This is a genomic window from Neorhizobium sp. 05N33 (assembly GCF_056397445.1).
Genome location: NZ_JBFTNK010000016.1, coordinates 1 through 17,666, shown reverse-complemented (window position 1 = coordinate 17,666; position 17,666 = coordinate 1). Strand labels below are relative to the sequence as shown.

Sequence of the window (17,666 nt, the reverse complement as noted above, 5' to 3'; positions counted from 1 at the left end):
GTTTGTTCCCAGCTGCTTGACACCTTCCGCTCATCGTTGCATTTTCGCCACATTGCGTTGCTTAAAGGTCACGCAGGGTTTGGTGAGTGCTCGACGGAGTGGCGGCCGTCGAAGGGGTAGGCCGGCCCTTTTTCTGGAAAGTGGCTGTCGCTTCGCTCGGTCTGACCGGGTTGAAATGATCTCCCGCGAGGGTTTTGGGGATCGGAGTGGATTCGATGACGGAAGGCGTAACAGCGCCGATGGCCGAAGACGAGCCAGCGGTGTCAGTGCAGGACCGGCGCGCCTCGTTTGCGCTTCCCGGACTTCTGCTCGCCGGCGGAGCCTTGATCTGCGCCTCGGTGACGCTGTTCATCCTGCTTGGTCTGACCCCGATCGCCCCGACCACCAATGTGGTGATCGCGTCGGCTGCGCTGAATTCGCTTTTCATCCTCTGCCTGATGTATCTGATCGGCCGTGAGATCGTCCGGCTGGTAAAGGCGCGCAACCGCGGCCGCGCCGCGGCCCGCCTGCATGTCCGCATCGTCGTGCTCTTCTCGATCGTGGCGATCACCCCGGCGGTTCTGGTGGCGATCTTCGCCAGCCTCACGCTCAATGTCGGCCTCGACCGCTGGTTCTCGCTGCGTACCCAGTCGATCGTGCAGTCCTCCCAGGACGTCGCCCGCGCCTATATGCTCGAGAATGCCAGCTATCTTCAGGGCCAGACGGTGTCGATGTCGAACGACCTCGAGCGCAACCGGCCGATGTTCTATCTCGACCGTACCGGTTTCGTGGAGCTGATGACCCGCCAGGCGCGGGGCCGCGGCATGCTGGGCGCCTTCCTGGTGCGCGAGGACGGCCAGGCGATCGTTCAGGCCGATATCAAGACCGAAAAGCCGCTGCCGGCGATCCCGGCGGATGCGCTGAAGACGGCGGCGGCCGGCCAGCCGACCTTGATCCCGCCTGGTGTCACCAACCTTGTCGGCGCCGTCATCAAGCTCGATGCCATTCCGGGCTCCTATCTCTATACGATCCGCGCCGTCGATCCGAAGGTCATCTCGGCCATGCGGCTGATGGAGGAGAACACCGCCGAATACCAGGCGATGGAGGCCGGCCGCACATCGCTGCAGATCGCCTTTGCGGTGCTCTATCTCGGTTTCGCGCTGATCGTGCTGCTCGCGGCGATCTGGACGGCGATCGCGGTCGCAGACCGCATCGTCCGCCCGATCCGGCTGCTGATCAGCGCCGCCGACAGCGTGGCGACCGGCAATCTCAACGTCGTCGTGCCGGTGCGCGCCGCCGATGGCGACGTGGGCAGTCTGTCGCGTACCTTCAACAAGATGATTTCTGAAATACGCAGCCAGCGCGACGAGATCCTTGAAGCCAAGGACGAGGTCGATGACCGCCGCCGCTTCATCGAGGCGGTGCTGTCCGGCGTCACCGCTGCCGTTATCGGCGTCGAGGAAGACCGCCGTATCACCATCGTCAATCCGTCGGCGGAACATCTCCTGGACGTTCCCGCCGAAAAGCTGATGGGCGAGAAGCTGGAGGATGTCGCGCCCGAGATCGACCACGTCCTCACCGAGGCGCGCAGCAGAGCCCGCGGCGAATTCCGCAAACAGGTGAACCTGATGCGTGGCGGCAAGGAGCGGACGCTGTCGGTTCAGGTCACCCGCGAGGAACAGCGCGCCGCTCACGACAGCTATGTGGTGACGCTCGACGATATCACCGATCTCGTTATCGCCCAGCGTTCCACCGCCTGGGCGGATGTCGCCCGCCGCATCGCCCATGAAATCAAGAACCCGCTTACCCCGATCCAGCTTTCCGCCGAGCGCCTCAAGCGCCGCTACGGCAAGCAGATCGCCGAGGACGACCGCGCCGTCTTCGACCAGTGCACCGACACGATCGTGCGCCAGGTCGGCGACATCGGCCGCATGGTCGACGAATTTTCCTCCTTTGCCCGCATGCCGAAACCCGCCAAGGAAGAGGCCGATCTGCGCGATATCCTGCGCGACGCGATCTTCCTGCGCGAGATGGGCACCACCCATGTCGATTTCATCCGTGAGCTCGGCGAGGAGCCGCTGAAGGGCATGTTCGATGCGCGCATGCTCGGCCAGGCCTTCGGCAATCTCATCAAGAACGCCGTCGAGGCGATCGAGGCGGTGCCGAGCGATCAGGAACGCGACGGCCGCAAGGTCAAGGTCCGCTCGGTCTACGATGCGGAGCGCGACACCTACGTGGTCGACATCATCGACAACGGCAGCGGCCTGCCGAGCGAAAACCGGCACCGCATCCTCGAGCCATACATGACCATGCGCGACAAGGGCACGGGATTGGGGCTCGCGATCGTCAAGAAGATCATCGAAGAACACGGCGGGCAGCTCGAATTGCACGATGCCCCCGCCGATTTCGATCATGGCAAAGGCGCCATGATCAGGGTGCTGCTGCCGCATCTGGAGCAGGTGGCGGTGCCGGGAACGGATAATAACAAGGAATTGGCTTATGGCGTCTGATATTCTGGTCGTAGATGACGAGGCGGATATCCGCGATATCGTTTCAGGTATTTTGTCCGATGAGGGCCATGAAACTCGCACGGCCCACGACAGCGACAGCGCGCTGGCGGCGATATCCGATCGCGTGCCGCGGCTGATCTTCCTGGATATCTGGATGCAGGGCTCCAGGCTCGACGGCCTTGCGCTGCTCGACGAAGTCAAGAGCCGGCATCCCGAATTGCCCGTCGTGATGATCTCCGGCCACGGCAATGTCGAGACGGCGGTGTCTGCGATCAAGCGCGGCGCCTTCGACTTTATCGAAAAGCCGTTCAAGGCCGACCGTCTGATCCTGATCGCCGAGCGGGCACTCGAAAACTCCAAACTGAAGCGCGAGGTGACCGAACTCAAGAAGCGCACCGGCGACGCCGCCGAGCTGGTCGGTACCTCGGTTGCCGTCTCGCAGCTCCGTCAGACGATCGAGAAGGTCGCCCCCACCAACAGCCGCGTGATGATCCTCGGCCCTTCCGGCTCCGGCAAGGAACTGGTGGCGCGGATGATCCACAAGCGCTCGTCCCGCGTCGCCGGTCCGTTCGTGGCGCTGAACGCGGCGACGATCACGCCCGATCGCATGGAGGTCGCTCTGTTCGGCACCGAAGGCGCTCCCGGCCAGGCGCGCAAGATCGGTGCTCTGGAAGAGGCCCATCGCGGCATCCTCTATCTCGACGAAGTCGGCGAAATGCCGCGTGAGACGCAGAACAAGATCCTTCGCGTGCTGGTCGACCAGCAGTTCGAGCGCGTCGGCGGTTCCAAGCGCGTCAAGGTGGATGTCCGCATCATTTCCTCGACCTGCTACAATCTCGAAAGCCTGATCGCCGACGGCTCGTTCCGCGAAGACCTTTATCACCGGCTGGCCGTTGTGCCGGTCAAGGTGCCGGCGCTTGCCGAACGGCGCGAGGACATTCCCTTCCTGGTCGATATGTTCATGCGCCAGATTTCCGAGCAGGCCGGCATCCGTCCCCGCAAGATCGGCGAGGACGCCATGGCTGTCCTGCAGGCCCACGACTGGCCGGGCAATATCCGCCAACTCCGCAACAATATCGAGCGGCTGATGATCCTCGCCCGCTCCGACGGCCCGGATTCGCCGATTTCTGCCGACATGCTGCCAACCGACCTTGGCGACATGTTGCCGAAGGTGTCGGCCAAGGGCGACTACCACATCATGACGCTGCCGTTGCGCGAAGCCCGCGAAATGTTCGAGCGCGACTACCTGATCGCCCAGATCAACCGGTTCGGCGGCAATATTTCCCGCACCGCGGAATTTGTCGGCATGGAACGCTCTGCATTGCATCGCAAGCTCAAGTCGCTCGGTGTGTAGCCGATGCCGGTACGTAACCCATGAAAGTGATCATATGCGGCGCGGGTCAGGTGGGCTACGGCATCGCCGAACGGCTGTCTCAGGAGGACAATGACGTCTCCGTCATCGATACCTCGGCGACCCTGATCGCCGCGATCACCGAGACCCTCGACGTCAAGGGCTATGTCGGCCACGGCGCCCATCCGGACGTGCTGGAAAAGGCCGGTGCCGAAGACGCCGACATGATCATCGCGGTGACCCTCTACGACGAGGTCAACATCGTCGCCTGCGAGGTCGCGCAGGCGCTCTTCTCCGTGCCCACCAAGATCGCCCGCATCCGCGCCCAGAACTATCTGAAGCCGGAATATGCCGATCTGTTCAGCCGCCAGAACATGTCGATCGACGTGACGATCTCGCCGGAGATCGAGGTCGGCAAGATGGTGCTGCGGCGCATCTCCTTTCCCGGCGCCACCGATGTCGTCCGCTTTGCCGAGGATCACATCGCCATGGTGGCGATCGAGTGCATGGAGGACTGCCCGGTCGTCGCCACGCCCCTGCATCAGCTTTCCGACCTCTTCCCCGACCTGATGGCGACGGTAGTCGGCATCTTCAGGAACGGTGTTCTGACCGTCGCCCGCTCCGCCGATGAGCTCGAGGTCGGCGATCTCGCCTATGTCATCTGCCAGCGCGAACACATTCGCCGCACGCTCGGCCTGTTCGGACACGAGGAGCAGGAGGCACGCCGCATCATCATCGCCGGCGGCGGCAATATCGGTTATTACGTCGCCCGCACCATCGAGGAACACCAGCCGAGGACCCGGCTGAAGATCATCGAGAGTGACCGTGACAAGGCGATGGCGGTTTCCGAGCAGCTTCGCAACACGATCGTGCTACACGGCTCGGCGCTCGACCAGAACATCCTCACCCAGGCGGATATCCAGGATACCGACCTGATCGTGATGCTGACCAACAACGACCAGATCAACATCCTCGGCGCGGTCATGGCGAAATCGCTCGGCTGCAAGTCAAACCTGGTGCTGATCAACTCCACGTCCTTCCATCAGGTCACCGACGCGCTCGGCATCGACGCGCAGATCAATCCGCGCGCCGTAACGATCTCGCGCGTCCTGCAACATGTCCGCAAGGGCCGCATCCGCTCGGTCTATGCGGTGCAGAATGGTGCTGCCGAGATCATCGAGGCCGAGGCGCTCGAAACCTCGCCGCTGGTCGGCCGGGCTTTCCGCGAGCTCGACCTGCCGGACGGCGTCCGTATCGGCGCCATCTATCGCGGCGAGGCGGTGATCCGCCCGAATGGCGACACCAGGATCAAGGCGCGCGACCGGGTCGTGCTTTTTGCCGCCGCCGAAGCCGTGCGCCATGTGGAACAGCTTTTCCGCGTTTCCATCCAGTATTTCTGACCAGCATTCTGAAGAGAGCAGGGGATATCGATGTCGAGAATTGCCTATGTGAACGGACAATATGTTCGCCATTCCGAAGCCGCGGTGCATGTGGAGGATCGCGGTTTCCAGTTTGCGGACGGCGTTTACGAGGTCTGCGAAGTGCGTCACGGCATGATCGTCGACCTGACCCGCCACCTGAACCGCCTCGACCGTTCGCTGAGCGAACTGAGGATGGCATCGCCCATGAGCCGTGCAGCGCTCACCTTCGTCATCCGCGAGGTGCTCCGCCGCAACCGGGTCAAGAACGGCATCTTCTACATGCAGGTGACCCGCGGTGCCGCCCGCCGCGACCACTATTTCCCGGCCGAAGGCACGCCGCCGACCATCACCATCACTGCCAAGAGCACTGATCCCTCGGCCGCCGCCAGGAAATATGCAAACGGCATCAAGGTGATCACGCTGCCCGAGAACCGCTGGGACCGCGTCGACATCAAGACGGTCGGCCTGCTGCCGAACGTGCTCGCCAAGCAGCAGGCGAAGGAAGCCGGTGCCCAGGACGCCATCTTCATCGACCGCAGCGGCATCGTCATGGAAGGCGCGTCCTCCAATGTCTGGATCGTCACGCCGGATGGCGAGCTCGTCACCCGCCCGGCCGAACACGGCATCCTGAAGGGAATCACCCGCACGACGCTCATCGACGTCGCAAGGAAGCTCGATCTCAAGGTCGTCGAGCGCGAGTTCAGGACGGAAGAGATGCTGGCCGCCCGCGAGGTGTTTTTCACCTCCGCCACCGGGATCTGCGTGCCGATCGTCGAAATCGACGGAAAGCCCGTCGCCAACGGCCATCCGGGCACAGTGTCGTCAAGTATTCGCGACACCTTTTTCGACGTTGCGGAAAAGACGGCGATTTGATAGTCAAACATCGGGGAAGGGAAGCACGGGGCGCTTTCCGGTCGCCTCTTATCAAGCTTGATCATGATCCCGGCTATTGGCCGGCAAAAAAGAAAGAAGCGGCGCTATGGCGGAACGTTCTCAGAACCTGCAGGATTTATTTCTTAATACCGTTCGCAAGCAGAAGATTTCCCTGACGATTTTCCTGATCAATGGGGTCAAGCTGACAGGTGTCGTGACCTCTTTCGACAACTTCTGCGTCCTGCTTCGCCGTGACGGCCATTCTCAGCTCGTGTATAAGCACGCGATCTCGACCATCATGCCGGGCCAGCCCATGCAGATGTTCGAAACCGAAGAGAACGCCGCCTAACAGGACAGAACAGATTTCAAATCGCGATACTTCCAACGAATCCATGGTCCCGGAGGCTGAAAAGCGCCGGGACGACATGCGTGCGCTCGTCATCGTGCCGGTCCTCAAGCAGGCACGGTCGAAGGCCGGGCAGGGCGACTCAAGTCAGGCACCCGCACCGCAGCGCTCTAACGAAGCCCGCCTCGAAGAGGCGATCGGCTTGGCACGAGCGATCGACCTGGAGATCGCCCAGGGCCTGATCGTGCCGATCAGCCAGCCGCGTCCGGGAACGCTGATGGGCAGCGGCAAGATCGAGGAAATCAAGACGCTGCTCGACGAGCACGACGCCGGCCTCGTCATCGTCGACCATCCGCTGACCCCGGTGCAGCAGCGCAATCTCGAAAAGGAATGGCAGGCCAAGGTCATCGACAGGACCGGCTTGATCCTCGAAATCTTCGGCCGCCGCGCCTCCACCAAGGAAGGCACGCTGCAGGTCGATCTGGCGCATCTCAACTACCAGAAGGGCCGTCTGGTTCGCAGCTGGACCCACCTTGAACGCCAGCGTGGTGGCGCCGGCTTCATGGGCGGCCCCGGTGAAACCCAGATCGAAGCCGACCGCCGGCTGCTGCAGGAGCGCATCGTCAAGCTGGAGCGCGAGCTCGAACAGGTCGTGCGCACCCGCCAGCTTCACCGCGCCAAACGCCGCAAGGTGCCGCACCCGATCGTGGCGCTGGTCGGTTATACCAATGCCGGCAAGTCGACGCTGTTCAACCGCATCACCGGTGCCGGCGTGCTCGCCGAAGACATGCTGTTTGCCACCCTCGATCCGACGTTGCGCCGCATGAAGCTGCCGCATGGCCGCACGGTGATCCTCTCCGATACGGTCGGTTTCATCTCCAACCTGCCGACCCATCTAGTTGCCGCCTTCCGCGCCACGCTGGAAGAGGTGCTGGAAGCCGATCTCGTCCTGCATGTGCGTGACATGTCCGACCCGGACAATGCCGCCCAGGCCGGCGACGTGATGCGCATCCTTGCCGATCTCGGCATCGACGAGAAGGAAGCGGCCGCCCGCATCATCGAGGTCTGGAACAAGATCGACCGGCTCGATCCGGAGGCCCACGAGGCGATCGCCGAACGCGCCCTCGGTCGCGAGAACGTCATGGCGGTCTCGGCGATCACGGGCGAGGGCGTCGAGCCCCTGATGGACGAGATTTCGAAACGCCTTTCCGGCGTTCTCACCGAAACCTCGATCACCATCCCGCCGGAAAAGCTCGGCCTCGTCTCGTGGATCTACGGCAACGCCGTCGTCGACGGCCGCGAGGACAACGAGGACGGTTCGGTGACCCTGGACGTCCGCATGTCCGAAGCCGAGGCTGCCGAGTTCGAGCGCAAGCTCGGCAATGGTCCAAAAGCGGACAAGGAAGACTGGGAACGATAGGAAGCCCGGTTACGTGACTTGGCGCCGGGCGGCAGCGCCATGATGTTGCCCGTTTTTTGCGGTGCAACATCAGCCGACGAGAACGGCCACGATTCCCGCAGTTCTCATTCACGGGCCGGCAACAAGGGTGGCGTAATGATACAGAGTCAGCCGCACGAAGAGACCGGAAAACATCTGGACTATCTTGACGGATGGCGAGGTATTGCGGTCATCTTCGTGATTGTCGGCCATTTCTGGCTGGATGATTTCAAGCCCGGGTTCAGTACATTCGGTGTAGACCTATTCTTTGTCTTGTCCGGCCGGTTGATGTCCGAAATCCTGTTCGTCAAGCGGGCAGAATTGCCGACCTTCTTCTTCAGGCGTTTCTCACGCATCTATCCGGCTCTCTTCGCATTCGTGGTCATCACCACGCTTGCTTTCCAGGGTAGCGAGATCTCGCATGGCCCTGTCGCGGCATTGCTGGCGCTGACGTTTACGATCAACTACGCGATGGTCTATACCCATCCGGTGGCGTTGCTTGATCACCTGTGGTCGCTGTGCGTCGAGGAGCACGCCTATATTCTCCTGGCAGGCATCGCCTTCCTGTCCCGCCGCAGACTGTTTCCGGTCGCCGCCCTGGTCATCGCGCTTGGCGCTGCGGCCATGCTGAACGGCATCATCCGCACCGAGCTCGGCGCAAGCGTTCTTTATACCCACTGGCGCAGCGACGTTTCTGTCGCGGGCATATTCATGGCCGGCGGTCTCTGGCTGTTCCTGCGCAACCGCCAGGCCCCCTGGTGGGTCTCGCCGCTGGCGCTGCTGATTGCGGTCGTGGCGAAGGGGATGCCCTTTCAGGTCGTCTCCTTTGGCCTGTCGACCGCCATGCTGGCACTGTCGATCACCACGATCGACAGTGCGGCTCTGGTCTTCCGCAAAATCCTGTCCGCCAAGATGCTCACCTATGCGGGCCTGTGGTCCTTCTCGCTTTATCTGTGGCAGCAGCCTTTCTACAAACTCTATCGCGAGGGAGCGGCTCCAACTCCGTTGTTGCTGCTGGCTGCCGTGCTTGTCGCGCTCGTCAGCTTCTACCTCGTGGAAAAACCCTCCCGAACAGCGCTCAATCGCTTTTTCCAGAACCGCATGGAGAAAGTCGTCACCGCTGGCCGAACGGCGTAGAGAGCATCTCCGGAAAGCAGCGGCTCAATAGACCCCCGGAACCAGCCTGTATCTCACGCGCTCGCAATAAGCGGCATAGCCCTGCAATTCGGCCCGCAGATGTCTTTCCTCGTCGATCAGGCGGGCGACCAGCCCGCCGACGATAAACACCACGAGTACCAGTCCCCAGAGGGAACCGAGTGCAAGCGGGGCGCCTGCGAAAAGAAGGAGGGCGGAACTGTACATCGGATGTCTCACAAGACCGTAGAGGCCTTCGGAGACGACCCTTTGGCCCGGTTGAACATCCACAGTCGCAGAGGCATAGGAGTTCTGCCGGAAGACGGCGAGACAGCCCGCAAACCCGAGGGCGGTCAGGATGTTTCCGATGACGACGAGGCCAACCGGCGTGGACGACCACGAGAAGCGGTAATCCAGAGCGGAGACCACATAGAGCGCCATGATCACCACGCTGTTATATGCCTGGATGCGCTTCTGCGCCGGCTGCGTCTCCGAACCCGGCCCGGCACTCAGCCGTTTCTCGGCAAGTTCGGGGCTGTGCGTCACCACATACCAGCCGGTCCCGATCGTCCAGGCGGTGAAGTTCGCCAGGTAGAGCCAAGCCTGCCAGTAGTCCAATGTGCCCGCGCAAGCAAATATCAGGATTGCCAGGAAGGCGATGAAGATTGCGGTGACTTTGGTCGTTCGGACGCCGAGCCGATTGCTGTGCTCCTGCATGTCACTATCCCGATCTGGTGAGCGAAATGTAGATAACTCTCTGATCGCGGCGATCAAGAGGGCGGGCCGGACTGTCAGTCGAGCTTCCGTTCGATCGCCTTGGCGGCCTGCCAGAGTTCTTCCATGCGTTCCAGCGTGGCAGCCTCCAGCGTCTCATTCGATTGTTGAAGAGACGTTTCTATATAATTGAACCGCCGCCTGAATTTTGTATTCGTGCCGCGAAGCGCCTCTTCCGGATCGGCTTTCACATGCCGGCCGATATTGACCAGCGCGAAGATCAGATCGCCGAGTTCGTCGGTGACCTTGTCCTGGCGTCCGTCACGCAGAGCCTCGCGCAGTTCACCGATTTCCTCCTCGATCTTGTCGAGGATCGGTTCGGCCGCCGACCAGTCGAAGCCGACCTTCGCCGCCCGCTGCTGCAGCTTCAGCGCCTCCGTCAGCGCCGGCTGGGCGCGGTGGACGCTTCCGAGGTATCCGAGCTTGAAATCCTCGGTAATACCGCGCCGTGCCCGCCGGTCGGCCCGCTCGCGCTTCTCCTCAGTCTTGATGTCGTCCCACTGCAGTTTCACCGCGTCCGGCGTCGCAGCGTCGGAGACGGCGAAGACATGCGGATGCCGGCGGATCATCTTTTTGGTGATCGCCTGCACCACGTCGCCGAAGGAGAATTCGCCGGCTTCCTCGGCCATCCGGGCGTGGAAGACGACCTGCAGCAGCAGGTCACCCAGCTCCTCGCAGAGATCGTCCATGTCATTGCGCTCGATCGCATCGGCGACCTCATAGGCCTCCTCGATCGTGTAGGGTTTGATGGTCGAAAAATTCTGTTCGAGGTCCCATGGGCAGCCGGTGACGGGTGTCCTGAGCGCCGCCATGATCTCGATCAGCCGCGAAATATCCTTCGATGCTTCCATCATCTTGTCCTTCAATGCCGGATGTCAGGCGAGCGGAATCGTGTTTTTGTCTTTGCTGGACTGGTAGACGCCGGAAAGCCCGTCATATCGGGCTTTGATCCGGCTGGTCTGGGTCTTGAGGCCGGCACGGAGCGGCTCGCCTTCGCTCTCGACCAGGTCGGCAATTGCGTAGGAATGCCAGAAGGCGTTGTTGCACCGGTAACCGCCGGGTTCCAGGCCGAAAACCTCTTTGAGGATCTTCAGGTCATGCGGGATGGCGAAGGCGTCGCGCGAATCCTCGTGGCTGAAAAAATAGTAGAAATTGTCGAAGCCGGCCCAGGTGATTGCCGACATGCACATCGTGCATGGTTCGTGAGTCGAGAGGAAAATCAGATCCTTGGTGGGAAGATCTCGTGTGGTTTCGTAAAAGCGCTTCAGCGTGTGCACTTCGCCATGCCAGAGCGGATTCTCGAGTTCGTTATTGGTCTCTGCGATCACCAGCGACAGGTCCGATTTCTTGAGGATCGCCGCGCCGAAAACCTTGTTGCCGGCTGCAACGCCCTTTTCAGTCAAGGGCAGGATGTCGTTTTCGATGACGTCGAGAAGGCAGGCGGCAATTGTCATGGGAACTCTTTATCGCAAGGTGTCTAGGCAGTTTATGGCGCGCAACAAGCCGATCGGGGCAAAAAACACTTTAGTCTACAGAAATACTGGAGAAATATCGTTTGCGGTGGCTTTTGCTCAAGAACCGGTTGATCGTAAAACAGAAATACCGGCTCGCAATCCAGTTTGCATATCCATTCCTTCAATTCCGATGCGTTATTGTGGATAGTGCCAGCATATGATTCAGGATACCCGCATGTCTCCGAGCCAACAACGCCTGTCGGTCTTCCCGGCTTTCTTCCGCGTGAGCGGACGGAGCGTTGTCGTGTTCGGCAATGGTGACGAAGCCTATGCCAAGGCCCGGCTGTTGCGCAACACCGATGCGGAGATCGTTGCTTACGTCTCCGCACCTGATGCGGACTATTCCGGCTGGCTGGCCGCTCAGGGCATCGACACCGTTCATTCGGATTTTTCGCCGGATCAGCTCGCAGATCAGGTCAAGGGCGCGGTGATGGTGTTTGCCGCCACCGGCGACGCCGCACTGGATCGTGCGATCGTCATTGCCGCCCGCGCTGAAAAAATTCCCGCCAACGCGGTCGATCAGCCCGATTTCTGCGATTTCTACACGCCGGCCCTCGTCAACCGAGCGCCGGTCGCCATTGCCATCGGTACGGAAGGTGCCGGCCCGGTTCTCGCCCAGATGATCCGTGCCCGCATCGACCAGATGCTGTCACCGTCGCTCGGCGTTCTCGCCCGTCTCGCCGCAGAATATCGCGACGCCGCCGAACGCCTGGTGCCCCGCGGCGTGTCGCGCCGCATCTTCTGGCGTCGTTTCTTCTCCGCCGATGTCGCAAGCGCCGTCGATGCCAACGATATCGCCACCGCCCGCCGCTCGGCCAATGCGCTGCTGTCGACCACCGGTCGCGCCGCGGGCCATGTCTGGCTGGTCGGCGCCGGCCCGGGCGCCGAGGACCTTTTGACGCTGCGTGCCCAGCGCGTGCTGATGGAAGCCGACGCGATCGTCTTTGACGCGCTGGTGCCGCAGGCGATCGTCGACATGGGCCGCCGCGATGCCGAGCGCTTGTCGGTCGGCAAGCGCAAAAGCTGCCATTCGAAGTCTCAAGACGAAATCAACAAGCTGCTAGTCAGGCTCGGCCGTCAAGGCAAGCGCGTCGTGCGCCTCAAGTCCGGCGATCCGTTGGTCTATGGCCGCGCCGGCGAGGAAATGGCGGCACTTCGCGACGCCGGTGTCACTTACGAGATCGTACCCGGCATCACCTCCGCCTTTGCCGCAGCCGCCGATTTCGAGCTGCCGCTGACGCTGCGCGGCGTCGCCTCGTCGCTGATCTTCACCACCGGCCATGACCTGACCGGCGATATCCTGCCCGACTGGGCGAGCCTTGCGATTTCCGGCGCGACGATCGCCGTCTATATGGGCCGCACCGTTGCCGCCTCCGTCGCCGAACGCCTGATGGGCGCCGGCCTTGCCCCGGAAACCACGGTCGCGGTGATCGAGAATGCCAGCCGCGCCGACCGCCGGCTCTTCCACGGCGTTCTTCGCGAGCTGCCGGACCTGGAAGCGCGCGACGACCTTTGCGGCCCGGTCATGGTGATCATCGGCGAAGCCGTCGCCGGTGCGAATTTCGAAAAGTCCGAACCGCTTTCTCATAGTAGGATTCCGGTTCGCGAGGAAATGGAACAGACAAGATGACCGACAAGGTTCTGACCGCCAACCGCCTTTCCGACGGCATCGCCGTCTGGCTCGATGCGAGCGGCCAATGGGTGGAAAACCTGCAGGATGCGATCGTCGCCCGGCATCCCGAGGCCGTGGCCTCGCTGGAGGCGATCGGCAAGCGCGATTTTGCGCAGAACCGGGTGGTTGACGTTGCCGTCATCGACGTGCAGGAGCAGGACGGCAAGCTCTGGCCGCTGCGTCTTCGCGAACGTATTCGTGCCCAGGGCCCGACCATGGAATATGCTGCCGGCTACCGCCCCGCCGATCCGGCCTTCATCGCAGTTTGAGGAAGTCATGTACCGTTACGACGAATTCGACCACGCTTTTGTTTCGAGCCGCGTGGAGCAGTTCCGCGATCAGGTCGGCCGCCGCCTCGCCGGTGAGCTGGCCGAGGACGCGTTCAAGCCGCTGCGCCTGATGAACGGGGTCTACCTCCAGCTTCACGCCTACATGCTGCGCGTCGCGATCCCCTATGGGACGCTGAATGCTAGGCAGATGCGGATGCTCGCCCATATCGCCCGCAAATACGACCGCGGTTACGGGCATTTCACCACCCGCCAAAACATCCAGTATAACTGGCCGAAACTTTCCGACACGCCGGATATCCTCGCTGATCTCGCGACCGTCGAGATGCACGCGCTGCAGACCTCGGGCAACTGCATCCGCAACGTCACCGCCGACCATTTCGCAGGTGCTGCCGCCGATGAGGTCGCTGATCCCAGGCCTTATGCCGAAATCCTGCGCCAGTGGTCCTCGGTCCACCCGGAATTCTCTTATCTGCCCAGAAAATTCAAGATCGCCGTCACCGGCGCCGAGCGCGACCGCGCCGCGATCCAGGTGCATGACATCGGCCTGCACCTGAAGAAGAACGAGGACGGCGAGATTGGTTTTGCCGTCTATGTCGGCGGCGGGCAGGGGCGTACCCCGATGATCGCCAAGAAGATCAAGGATTTCCTTCCAGAGGAAGACCTGCTCTCCTACACGACCGCGATCATGCGCGTGTACAATCTGCACGGCCGCCGCGACAACAAATACAAGGCGCGCATCAAGATCCTCGTCCACGAGACCGGTGCCGAGGAACTGGCCCGCCAGGTGGAGGAGGAATTCTCCCATCTGCAGGGCACCGAGCTGAAGCTGCCGGAGAAGGACATCCAGGCGATCGCCGCCTATTTCGCGCCGCCGGCCTTGGCCGACCGCGCCGAAGGCTGGCCGCAGCTGGCCGGCTGGAAAAAGACCGACGAGAATTTCGCCCGTTGGGTCGACCAGAACGTCAAACCGCACAAACATCCTGACTACGGCATGGTGACCATTTCGCTGAAGCCGATCGGCGGCATTCCGGGCGACGCTTCCGACGTGCAGATGGACGCGATCGCCGAGCTGGCGGAAGAGTTCGCCTTCGACGAGATCCGCATCAGCCACGAGCAGAACGTCATCCTGCCGCATGTGGCGCTGGCCGATCTCGAGCCGCTCTACCGCGCGCTGGTCGCCCATAATCTCGCGACCGCCAATGCCGGCCTGATCACCGACATCATCGCCTGTCCCGGGCTCGACTACTGCGCGCTGGCGAACGCCCGTTCGATCCCGCTGGCGCAGGAAATCTCCTCCCGCTTCGGCGCGGCCGAACGCCAGGCGGAAATCGGCGAGCTGAAGATCAAGATTTCCGGCTGCATCAATGCCTGCGGCCACCACCATGTCGGCCATATCGGTCTCCTTGGTGTCGAGAAGAAGGGCGCCGAACTCTATCAGATCACACTCGGAGGCTCCGGGGATGAAAATACCTCGATCGGCGAAATCATCGGCCGCGGCTTCGAGCCGGACAAGGTGACCGACGCCGTGGAAACGATCGTCGATACCTATCTCGGCCTTCGTTCTTCGAAGGAAGAGACTTTCCTCGAAGCCTACCGCCGCGTCGGGCCGCAGCCTTTCAAGGATGCGCTCTATGGCGATGCCAAGGCGGAGGCTGCGTAAATGACCAGACTCTGGAGAGAAACCGGCTTCGTCGAAAACGATCCCTGGGTGATCGAGACCGAGGAGGTCAAGGCGACCGAGGACCAGAAGGTGCTGCTGCCGCTCGACGAGATGATCGCCCGCGCCGAGGAGAGCAACGACGTCGGCCTCGGCGTGCTGATCCGCCCGGCGGACGACGTGCGCAAGCTCGAACCCTATCTCTACCGCCTCGAGATCGTCGCGGTGGATTTCCCGGCCTTCAATGACGGCCGCGCCTTTTCGCATGCCTCGCTGCTGCGCGACCGGCTTGGCTACCGGAACGAGCTGCGCGCGGTCGGCGACGTGCTGATCGACCAGATCCCCCTGATGCTGCGCTGTGGCATCGACAGCTTTTCGGTGAAGAACGCCACGGCGCTGAAACGGCTCGAAGAGGGCCGGCTGCCGGGCATCGCCGAGCACTATCAGCCGACGGCCCGCCACGCCGAAAAGGGCGAGGGCTACAGCTGGCGGCGCCGCACCGTGACGGCCTGAGGCCGGGGAACGACCGGCCGAAAGGTGAATTTCCCGCACATATTTTCTGAAAGACCCGCGACAAAGGCACGCGGATGCCTTCAAATGCGGGACCAGATGGTATATTTCGCTTCTGCGAAGAACGACGAGACGAAGAGACCGATAGGCATGAACGCTCCAGCAAAGACGGAAGAATTCGCAGTGGCCCAGGTTCAGGCAAAGATCCCGGACGGCGTTTATGCCGAGACGGTGCTTGCCGTCGAGCATTATACCGACCGCCTGTTCCGCTTCCGCATGACCCGGCCGGCCGGTTTCCGCTTCCGTTCGGGCGAGTTCGCGATGATCGGGCTGATGGTCGGCGACAAGCCGGTCTACCGTGCCTATTCGATCGCCAGCCCGGCCTGGGACGAGGAGCTGGAATTCTTCTCGATCAAGGTGCCGGACGGCCCGCTGACCTCGCACCTGCAGCTGATCAAGCCCGGCGACACGGTGCTGATGCGCAAGAAGCCGACCGGCACGCTGGTGCTCGACGCGCTGACGCCCGGCAAGCGGCTCTATATGTTCTCGACCGGCACCGGCATCGCGCCCTTCGCCAGCCTCATCCGCGACCCCGAGACCTACGAGAAGTTCGACGAGGTCATCCTCACCCATACCTGCCGCGACGTCGCCGAGCTGAAATACGGTTTTGACCTGGTGCACGAGATCAACAACCACGAGTTCCTGCACGAGATCGTCGGGGACAAGCTCAAGCATTACCCGACCGTGACCCGCGAGGATTTCAAATATCGCGGCCGCATCACCGACCTGATCGAGAACGGCAAACTGTTCACCGATCTAGGCGTCCCCGCGCTCGACCCGGCCGTCGACCGCGGCATGATCTGCGGCTCGACCGCGATGCTGAAGGACACCAAGGACCTGCTCGAAAGGGCCGGCCTCGTGGAAGGCTCCAACAACAAGCCCGGCGAGTTCGTCATCGAAAGGGCGTTTGTAGGGTGAGGAACGGTCGGGCGCAGCCCGAGCAATCGATCCAGTGAATCGATTGCAGTGACGAACGCCCTGAGCCAAAGCGAAGGGCCGGGGGCGGTGCGGTATACGCGGCCCCTGCACCATCTCACCGCCCCGATCCACTCCCTCTACTGCCCCCCATCGTCCTCCTCCGGCAGGAACTCGCCGAACCTCTCGAAGGCTCCCGCGATGCTGCGGGGAGGCGGGGCGGGTGGAGGAAGGCGGATGCGGCGCAGCCATCCCCGAACCGCGGGGCGGACCGCTTGGCTGTCGCAAAGCGCGGAGACGGCTGCGCAGGCGCCCTGCCTCAGCATGAAAGACTGTCCAGGGTCGACCACTCCCGGCAGACCCCGCCGCGCGGAGAAGCGCTCGGCGCAGAGGGCGGCGATCCGTTTCTGGACGATAAACAATTCGCGATGACAATCCTGCAGGACGCTGATGCAGGCGGGTTCGCCCGCGGTGGAGACTTCGGCGGCGCAATGTCCGGTGCGTCGGCACGCGCGGCGCCGGCAGATCTGCGGCATGCCGAGAGCATCGGCGAGGCGGCGGCTGATGCGGTCTTCGAGCGGTGCAGGCCGCTCGCTGGATCGTGGTTGTTCGGGCAATCGCTTTGTGGCCATGGGTTCCTCGGTCTGTCTCGGCATATGGACGGGAAGGGCGGGATCCACCGGACACACTCCTCCCTTGGCGATCCTCGGTTTCTTTTCGTCATTCTCGGGTGAGCAAAGCCAGACCCGAGGATCGGACGGGGCGCTGAAAGCTGCCTCGTAAGATAAGTAATAAGTGACACCTCTCAGCGCCCCGTTCGGCGGTTAATATCCGCTGCTTCGGTCCCTCTGCGATGACGGGGGTTGTGGGAACGGTTGCGTGCCCCTCCGAAGAGGGCGTCATGCACGCTCGCAGACCAGGATGCCGCAGGCCATGACTGCCGCCCGACATCGTCTTCCACCTGCGCCGCACAATCCGGGTTTTTGAAAAACCCTCGGACGCCGCACGACGCGGCCCCATCACCCTGTGTGCCTCACAGGCACGCCCGACGCACCATGACGGAAAACGAAACAAGAAGTCGGTCCGACAGCTTCTCATCCGTCCCGCGTCGCCGGAGGGAGACCATTTTCCGCGAACCCGAACGCCAAGGTTTTGCGTCTTGCCCTTGACGTCCGCGCCGGTCCCGCCTCGCCGGCACGCCTGCCGGTGTATCCGCGACGGA

Annotated in this window: 16 protein-coding genes; 12 read left to right on the top strand and 4 right to left on the bottom strand. The window is 62.4% G+C overall.

The features are described from left to right. Positions 1–215: 215 nt before the first annotated feature. The 7 genes from AC1DLT_RS26370 to AC1DLT_RS26340 all read left to right on the top strand — a co-directional run bounded on the left by AC1DLT_RS26370 (position 216) and on the right by AC1DLT_RS26340 (position 9,055). Positions 216–2,489: a sensor histidine kinase NtrY-like gene (locus tag AC1DLT_RS26370; RefSeq protein WP_477488729.1), complete on the top strand. Its 2,274-nt coding sequence runs from the start codon at positions 216–218 to the stop codon at positions 2,487–2,489. Then, on the top strand, positions 2,479–3,843 hold the full coding sequence (gene ntrX, locus AC1DLT_RS26365) for a nitrogen assimilation response regulator NtrX (RefSeq protein WP_038542664.1): 1,365 nt from the start codon (positions 2,479–2,481) through the stop codon (positions 3,841–3,843). The genes AC1DLT_RS26370 and ntrX overlap by 11 nt, the downstream gene beginning before the upstream one ends. Positions 3,844–3,863: 20 nt before the next feature. Beyond that, entirely contained in the window at positions 3,864–5,240 is a 1,377-nt protein-coding gene (gene trkA, locus AC1DLT_RS26360) for a Trk system potassium transporter TrkA (protein WP_477488728.1), read from the top strand. A 30-nt stretch (positions 5,241–5,270) separates the two neighbouring features. Further along, positions 5,271–6,134, top strand: coding sequence for a D-amino-acid transaminase (locus AC1DLT_RS26355; protein WP_477488727.1), 864 nt, complete (start codon positions 5,271–5,273; stop codon positions 6,132–6,134). 106 nt (positions 6,135–6,240) lie between these two features. After that, positions 6,241–6,483 carry an RNA chaperone Hfq gene (gene hfq / locus AC1DLT_RS26350; RefSeq protein ID WP_007757453.1) on the top strand — a complete coding sequence of 81 codons (243 nt, stop codon included), beginning with the start codon at positions 6,241–6,243 and terminating at the stop codon, positions 6,481–6,483. Between the two features lie 43 nt (positions 6,484–6,526). Beyond that, positions 6,527–7,900 carry a GTPase HflX gene (hflX, locus tag AC1DLT_RS26345; protein WP_477488726.1) on the top strand — a complete coding sequence of 458 codons (1,374 nt, stop codon included), beginning with the start codon at positions 6,527–6,529 and terminating at the stop codon, positions 7,898–7,900. A gap of 135 nt (positions 7,901–8,035) precedes the next feature. Beyond that, positions 8,036–9,055 carry an acyltransferase family protein gene (locus AC1DLT_RS26340; protein WP_477488725.1) on the top strand — a complete coding sequence of 340 codons (1,020 nt, stop codon included), beginning with the start codon at positions 8,036–8,038 and terminating at the stop codon, positions 9,053–9,055. A gap of 24 nt (positions 9,056–9,079) precedes the next feature. On the opposite strand, the gene AC1DLT_RS26335 is transcribed toward AC1DLT_RS26340, so the two are convergent. The 3 genes from AC1DLT_RS26335 to AC1DLT_RS26325 form a co-directional block, all read right to left on the bottom strand. Continuing rightward, positions 9,080–9,769 carry a methyltransferase family protein gene (locus AC1DLT_RS26335; RefSeq protein WP_477488724.1) on the bottom strand — a complete coding sequence of 230 codons (690 nt, stop codon included), beginning with the start codon at positions 9,767–9,769 and terminating at the stop codon, positions 9,080–9,082. Positions 9,770–9,843: 74 nt separating this feature from the next. Then, complete coding sequence (gene mazG, locus AC1DLT_RS26330; protein ID WP_477488763.1) at positions 9,844–10,677, bottom strand: nucleoside triphosphate pyrophosphohydrolase; 834 nt, start codon at positions 10,675–10,677, stop codon at positions 9,844–9,846. A gap of 24 nt (positions 10,678–10,701) precedes the next feature. Further along, positions 10,702–11,280 (bottom strand): deaminase, encoded by a 579-nt coding sequence (locus AC1DLT_RS26325; protein WP_477488723.1) that lies wholly within the window; start codon positions 11,278–11,280, stop codon positions 10,702–10,704. Between the two features lie 235 nt (positions 11,281–11,515). Here AC1DLT_RS26325 and cysG point away from each other — a divergent pair, with 235 nt between their 5' ends. From cysG to AC1DLT_RS26300, 5 genes are all read left to right on the top strand, one after another. Beyond that, positions 11,516–12,970 (top strand): siroheme synthase CysG, encoded by a 1,455-nt coding sequence (gene cysG / locus AC1DLT_RS26320; protein WP_477488722.1) that lies wholly within the window; start codon positions 11,516–11,518, stop codon positions 12,968–12,970. Then, positions 12,967–13,281 (top strand): DUF2849 domain-containing protein, encoded by a 315-nt coding sequence (locus tag AC1DLT_RS26315; protein WP_247139022.1) that lies wholly within the window; start codon positions 12,967–12,969, stop codon positions 13,279–13,281. The genes cysG and AC1DLT_RS26315 overlap by 4 nt, the downstream gene beginning before the upstream one ends. Positions 13,282–13,288: 7 nt before the next feature. Then, positions 13,289–14,962: a nitrite/sulfite reductase gene (locus AC1DLT_RS26310; protein WP_477488721.1), complete on the top strand. Its 1,674-nt coding sequence runs from the start codon at positions 13,289–13,291 to the stop codon at positions 14,960–14,962. Further along, complete coding sequence (locus tag AC1DLT_RS26305; RefSeq protein ID WP_477488720.1) at positions 14,963–15,472, top strand: DUF934 domain-containing protein; 510 nt, start codon at positions 14,963–14,965, stop codon at positions 15,470–15,472. It begins immediately after the preceding gene. Between the two features lie 147 nt (positions 15,473–15,619). Continuing rightward, positions 15,620–16,447, top strand: a complete 828-nt coding sequence (locus AC1DLT_RS26300) for a ferredoxin--NADP reductase (RefSeq protein WP_477488719.1) — start codon at positions 15,620–15,622, stop codon at positions 16,445–16,447. A 137-nt stretch (positions 16,448–16,584) separates the two neighbouring features. Here the strand turns inward: AC1DLT_RS26300 and AC1DLT_RS26295 are convergent, their stop codons facing one another. After that, the gene (locus AC1DLT_RS26295; protein ID WP_477488718.1) at positions 16,585–17,076 is read right to left on the bottom strand and encodes a hypothetical protein; all 492 of its coding nucleotides are present in this window, start codon (positions 17,074–17,076) and stop codon (positions 16,585–16,587) included. Positions 17,077–17,666 lie beyond the last annotated feature (590 nt).

Excerpts from the sequence above, each read along its gene's own strand:
- AC1DLT_RS26370 (WP_477488729.1), top strand. The coding sequence starts at position 216 with ATGACGGAAGGCGTAACAGCGCCGATGGCCGAAGACGAGCCAGCGGTG.
- ntrX (WP_038542664.1), top strand. The coding sequence starts at position 2,479 with ATGGCGTCTGATATTCTGGTCGTAGATGACGAGGCGGATATCCGCGAT.
- trkA (WP_477488728.1), top strand. The coding sequence starts at position 3,864 with ATGAAAGTGATCATATGCGGCGCGGGTCAGGTGGGCTACGGCATCGCC.
- AC1DLT_RS26355 (WP_477488727.1), top strand. The coding sequence starts at position 5,271 with ATGTCGAGAATTGCCTATGTGAACGGACAATATGTTCGCCATTCCGAA.
- hfq (WP_007757453.1), top strand. The coding sequence starts at position 6,241 with ATGGCGGAACGTTCTCAGAACCTGCAGGATTTATTTCTTAATACCGTT.
- hflX (WP_477488726.1), top strand. The coding sequence starts at position 6,527 with ATGGTCCCGGAGGCTGAAAAGCGCCGGGACGACATGCGTGCGCTCGTC.
- AC1DLT_RS26340 (WP_477488725.1), top strand. The coding sequence starts at position 8,036 with ATGATACAGAGTCAGCCGCACGAAGAGACCGGAAAACATCTGGACTAT.
- AC1DLT_RS26335 (WP_477488724.1), bottom strand. The coding sequence starts at position 9,769 with ATGCAGGAGCACAGCAATCGGCTCGGCGTCCGAACGACCAAAGTCACC.
- mazG (WP_477488763.1), bottom strand. The coding sequence starts at position 10,677 with ATGGAAGCATCGAAGGATATTTCGCGGCTGATCGAGATCATGGCGGCG.
- AC1DLT_RS26325 (WP_477488723.1), bottom strand. The coding sequence starts at position 11,280 with ATGACAATTGCCGCCTGCCTTCTCGACGTCATCGAAAACGACATCCTG.
- cysG (WP_477488722.1), top strand. The coding sequence starts at position 11,516 with ATGTCTCCGAGCCAACAACGCCTGTCGGTCTTCCCGGCTTTCTTCCGC.
- AC1DLT_RS26315 (WP_247139022.1), top strand. The coding sequence starts at position 12,967 with ATGACCGACAAGGTTCTGACCGCCAACCGCCTTTCCGACGGCATCGCC.
- AC1DLT_RS26310 (WP_477488721.1), top strand. The coding sequence starts at position 13,289 with ATGTACCGTTACGACGAATTCGACCACGCTTTTGTTTCGAGCCGCGTG.
- AC1DLT_RS26305 (WP_477488720.1), top strand. The coding sequence starts at position 14,963 with ATGACCAGACTCTGGAGAGAAACCGGCTTCGTCGAAAACGATCCCTGG.
- AC1DLT_RS26300 (WP_477488719.1), top strand. The coding sequence starts at position 15,620 with ATGAACGCTCCAGCAAAGACGGAAGAATTCGCAGTGGCCCAGGTTCAG.
- AC1DLT_RS26295 (WP_477488718.1), bottom strand. The coding sequence starts at position 17,076 with ATGGCCACAAAGCGATTGCCCGAACAACCACGATCCAGCGAGCGGCCT.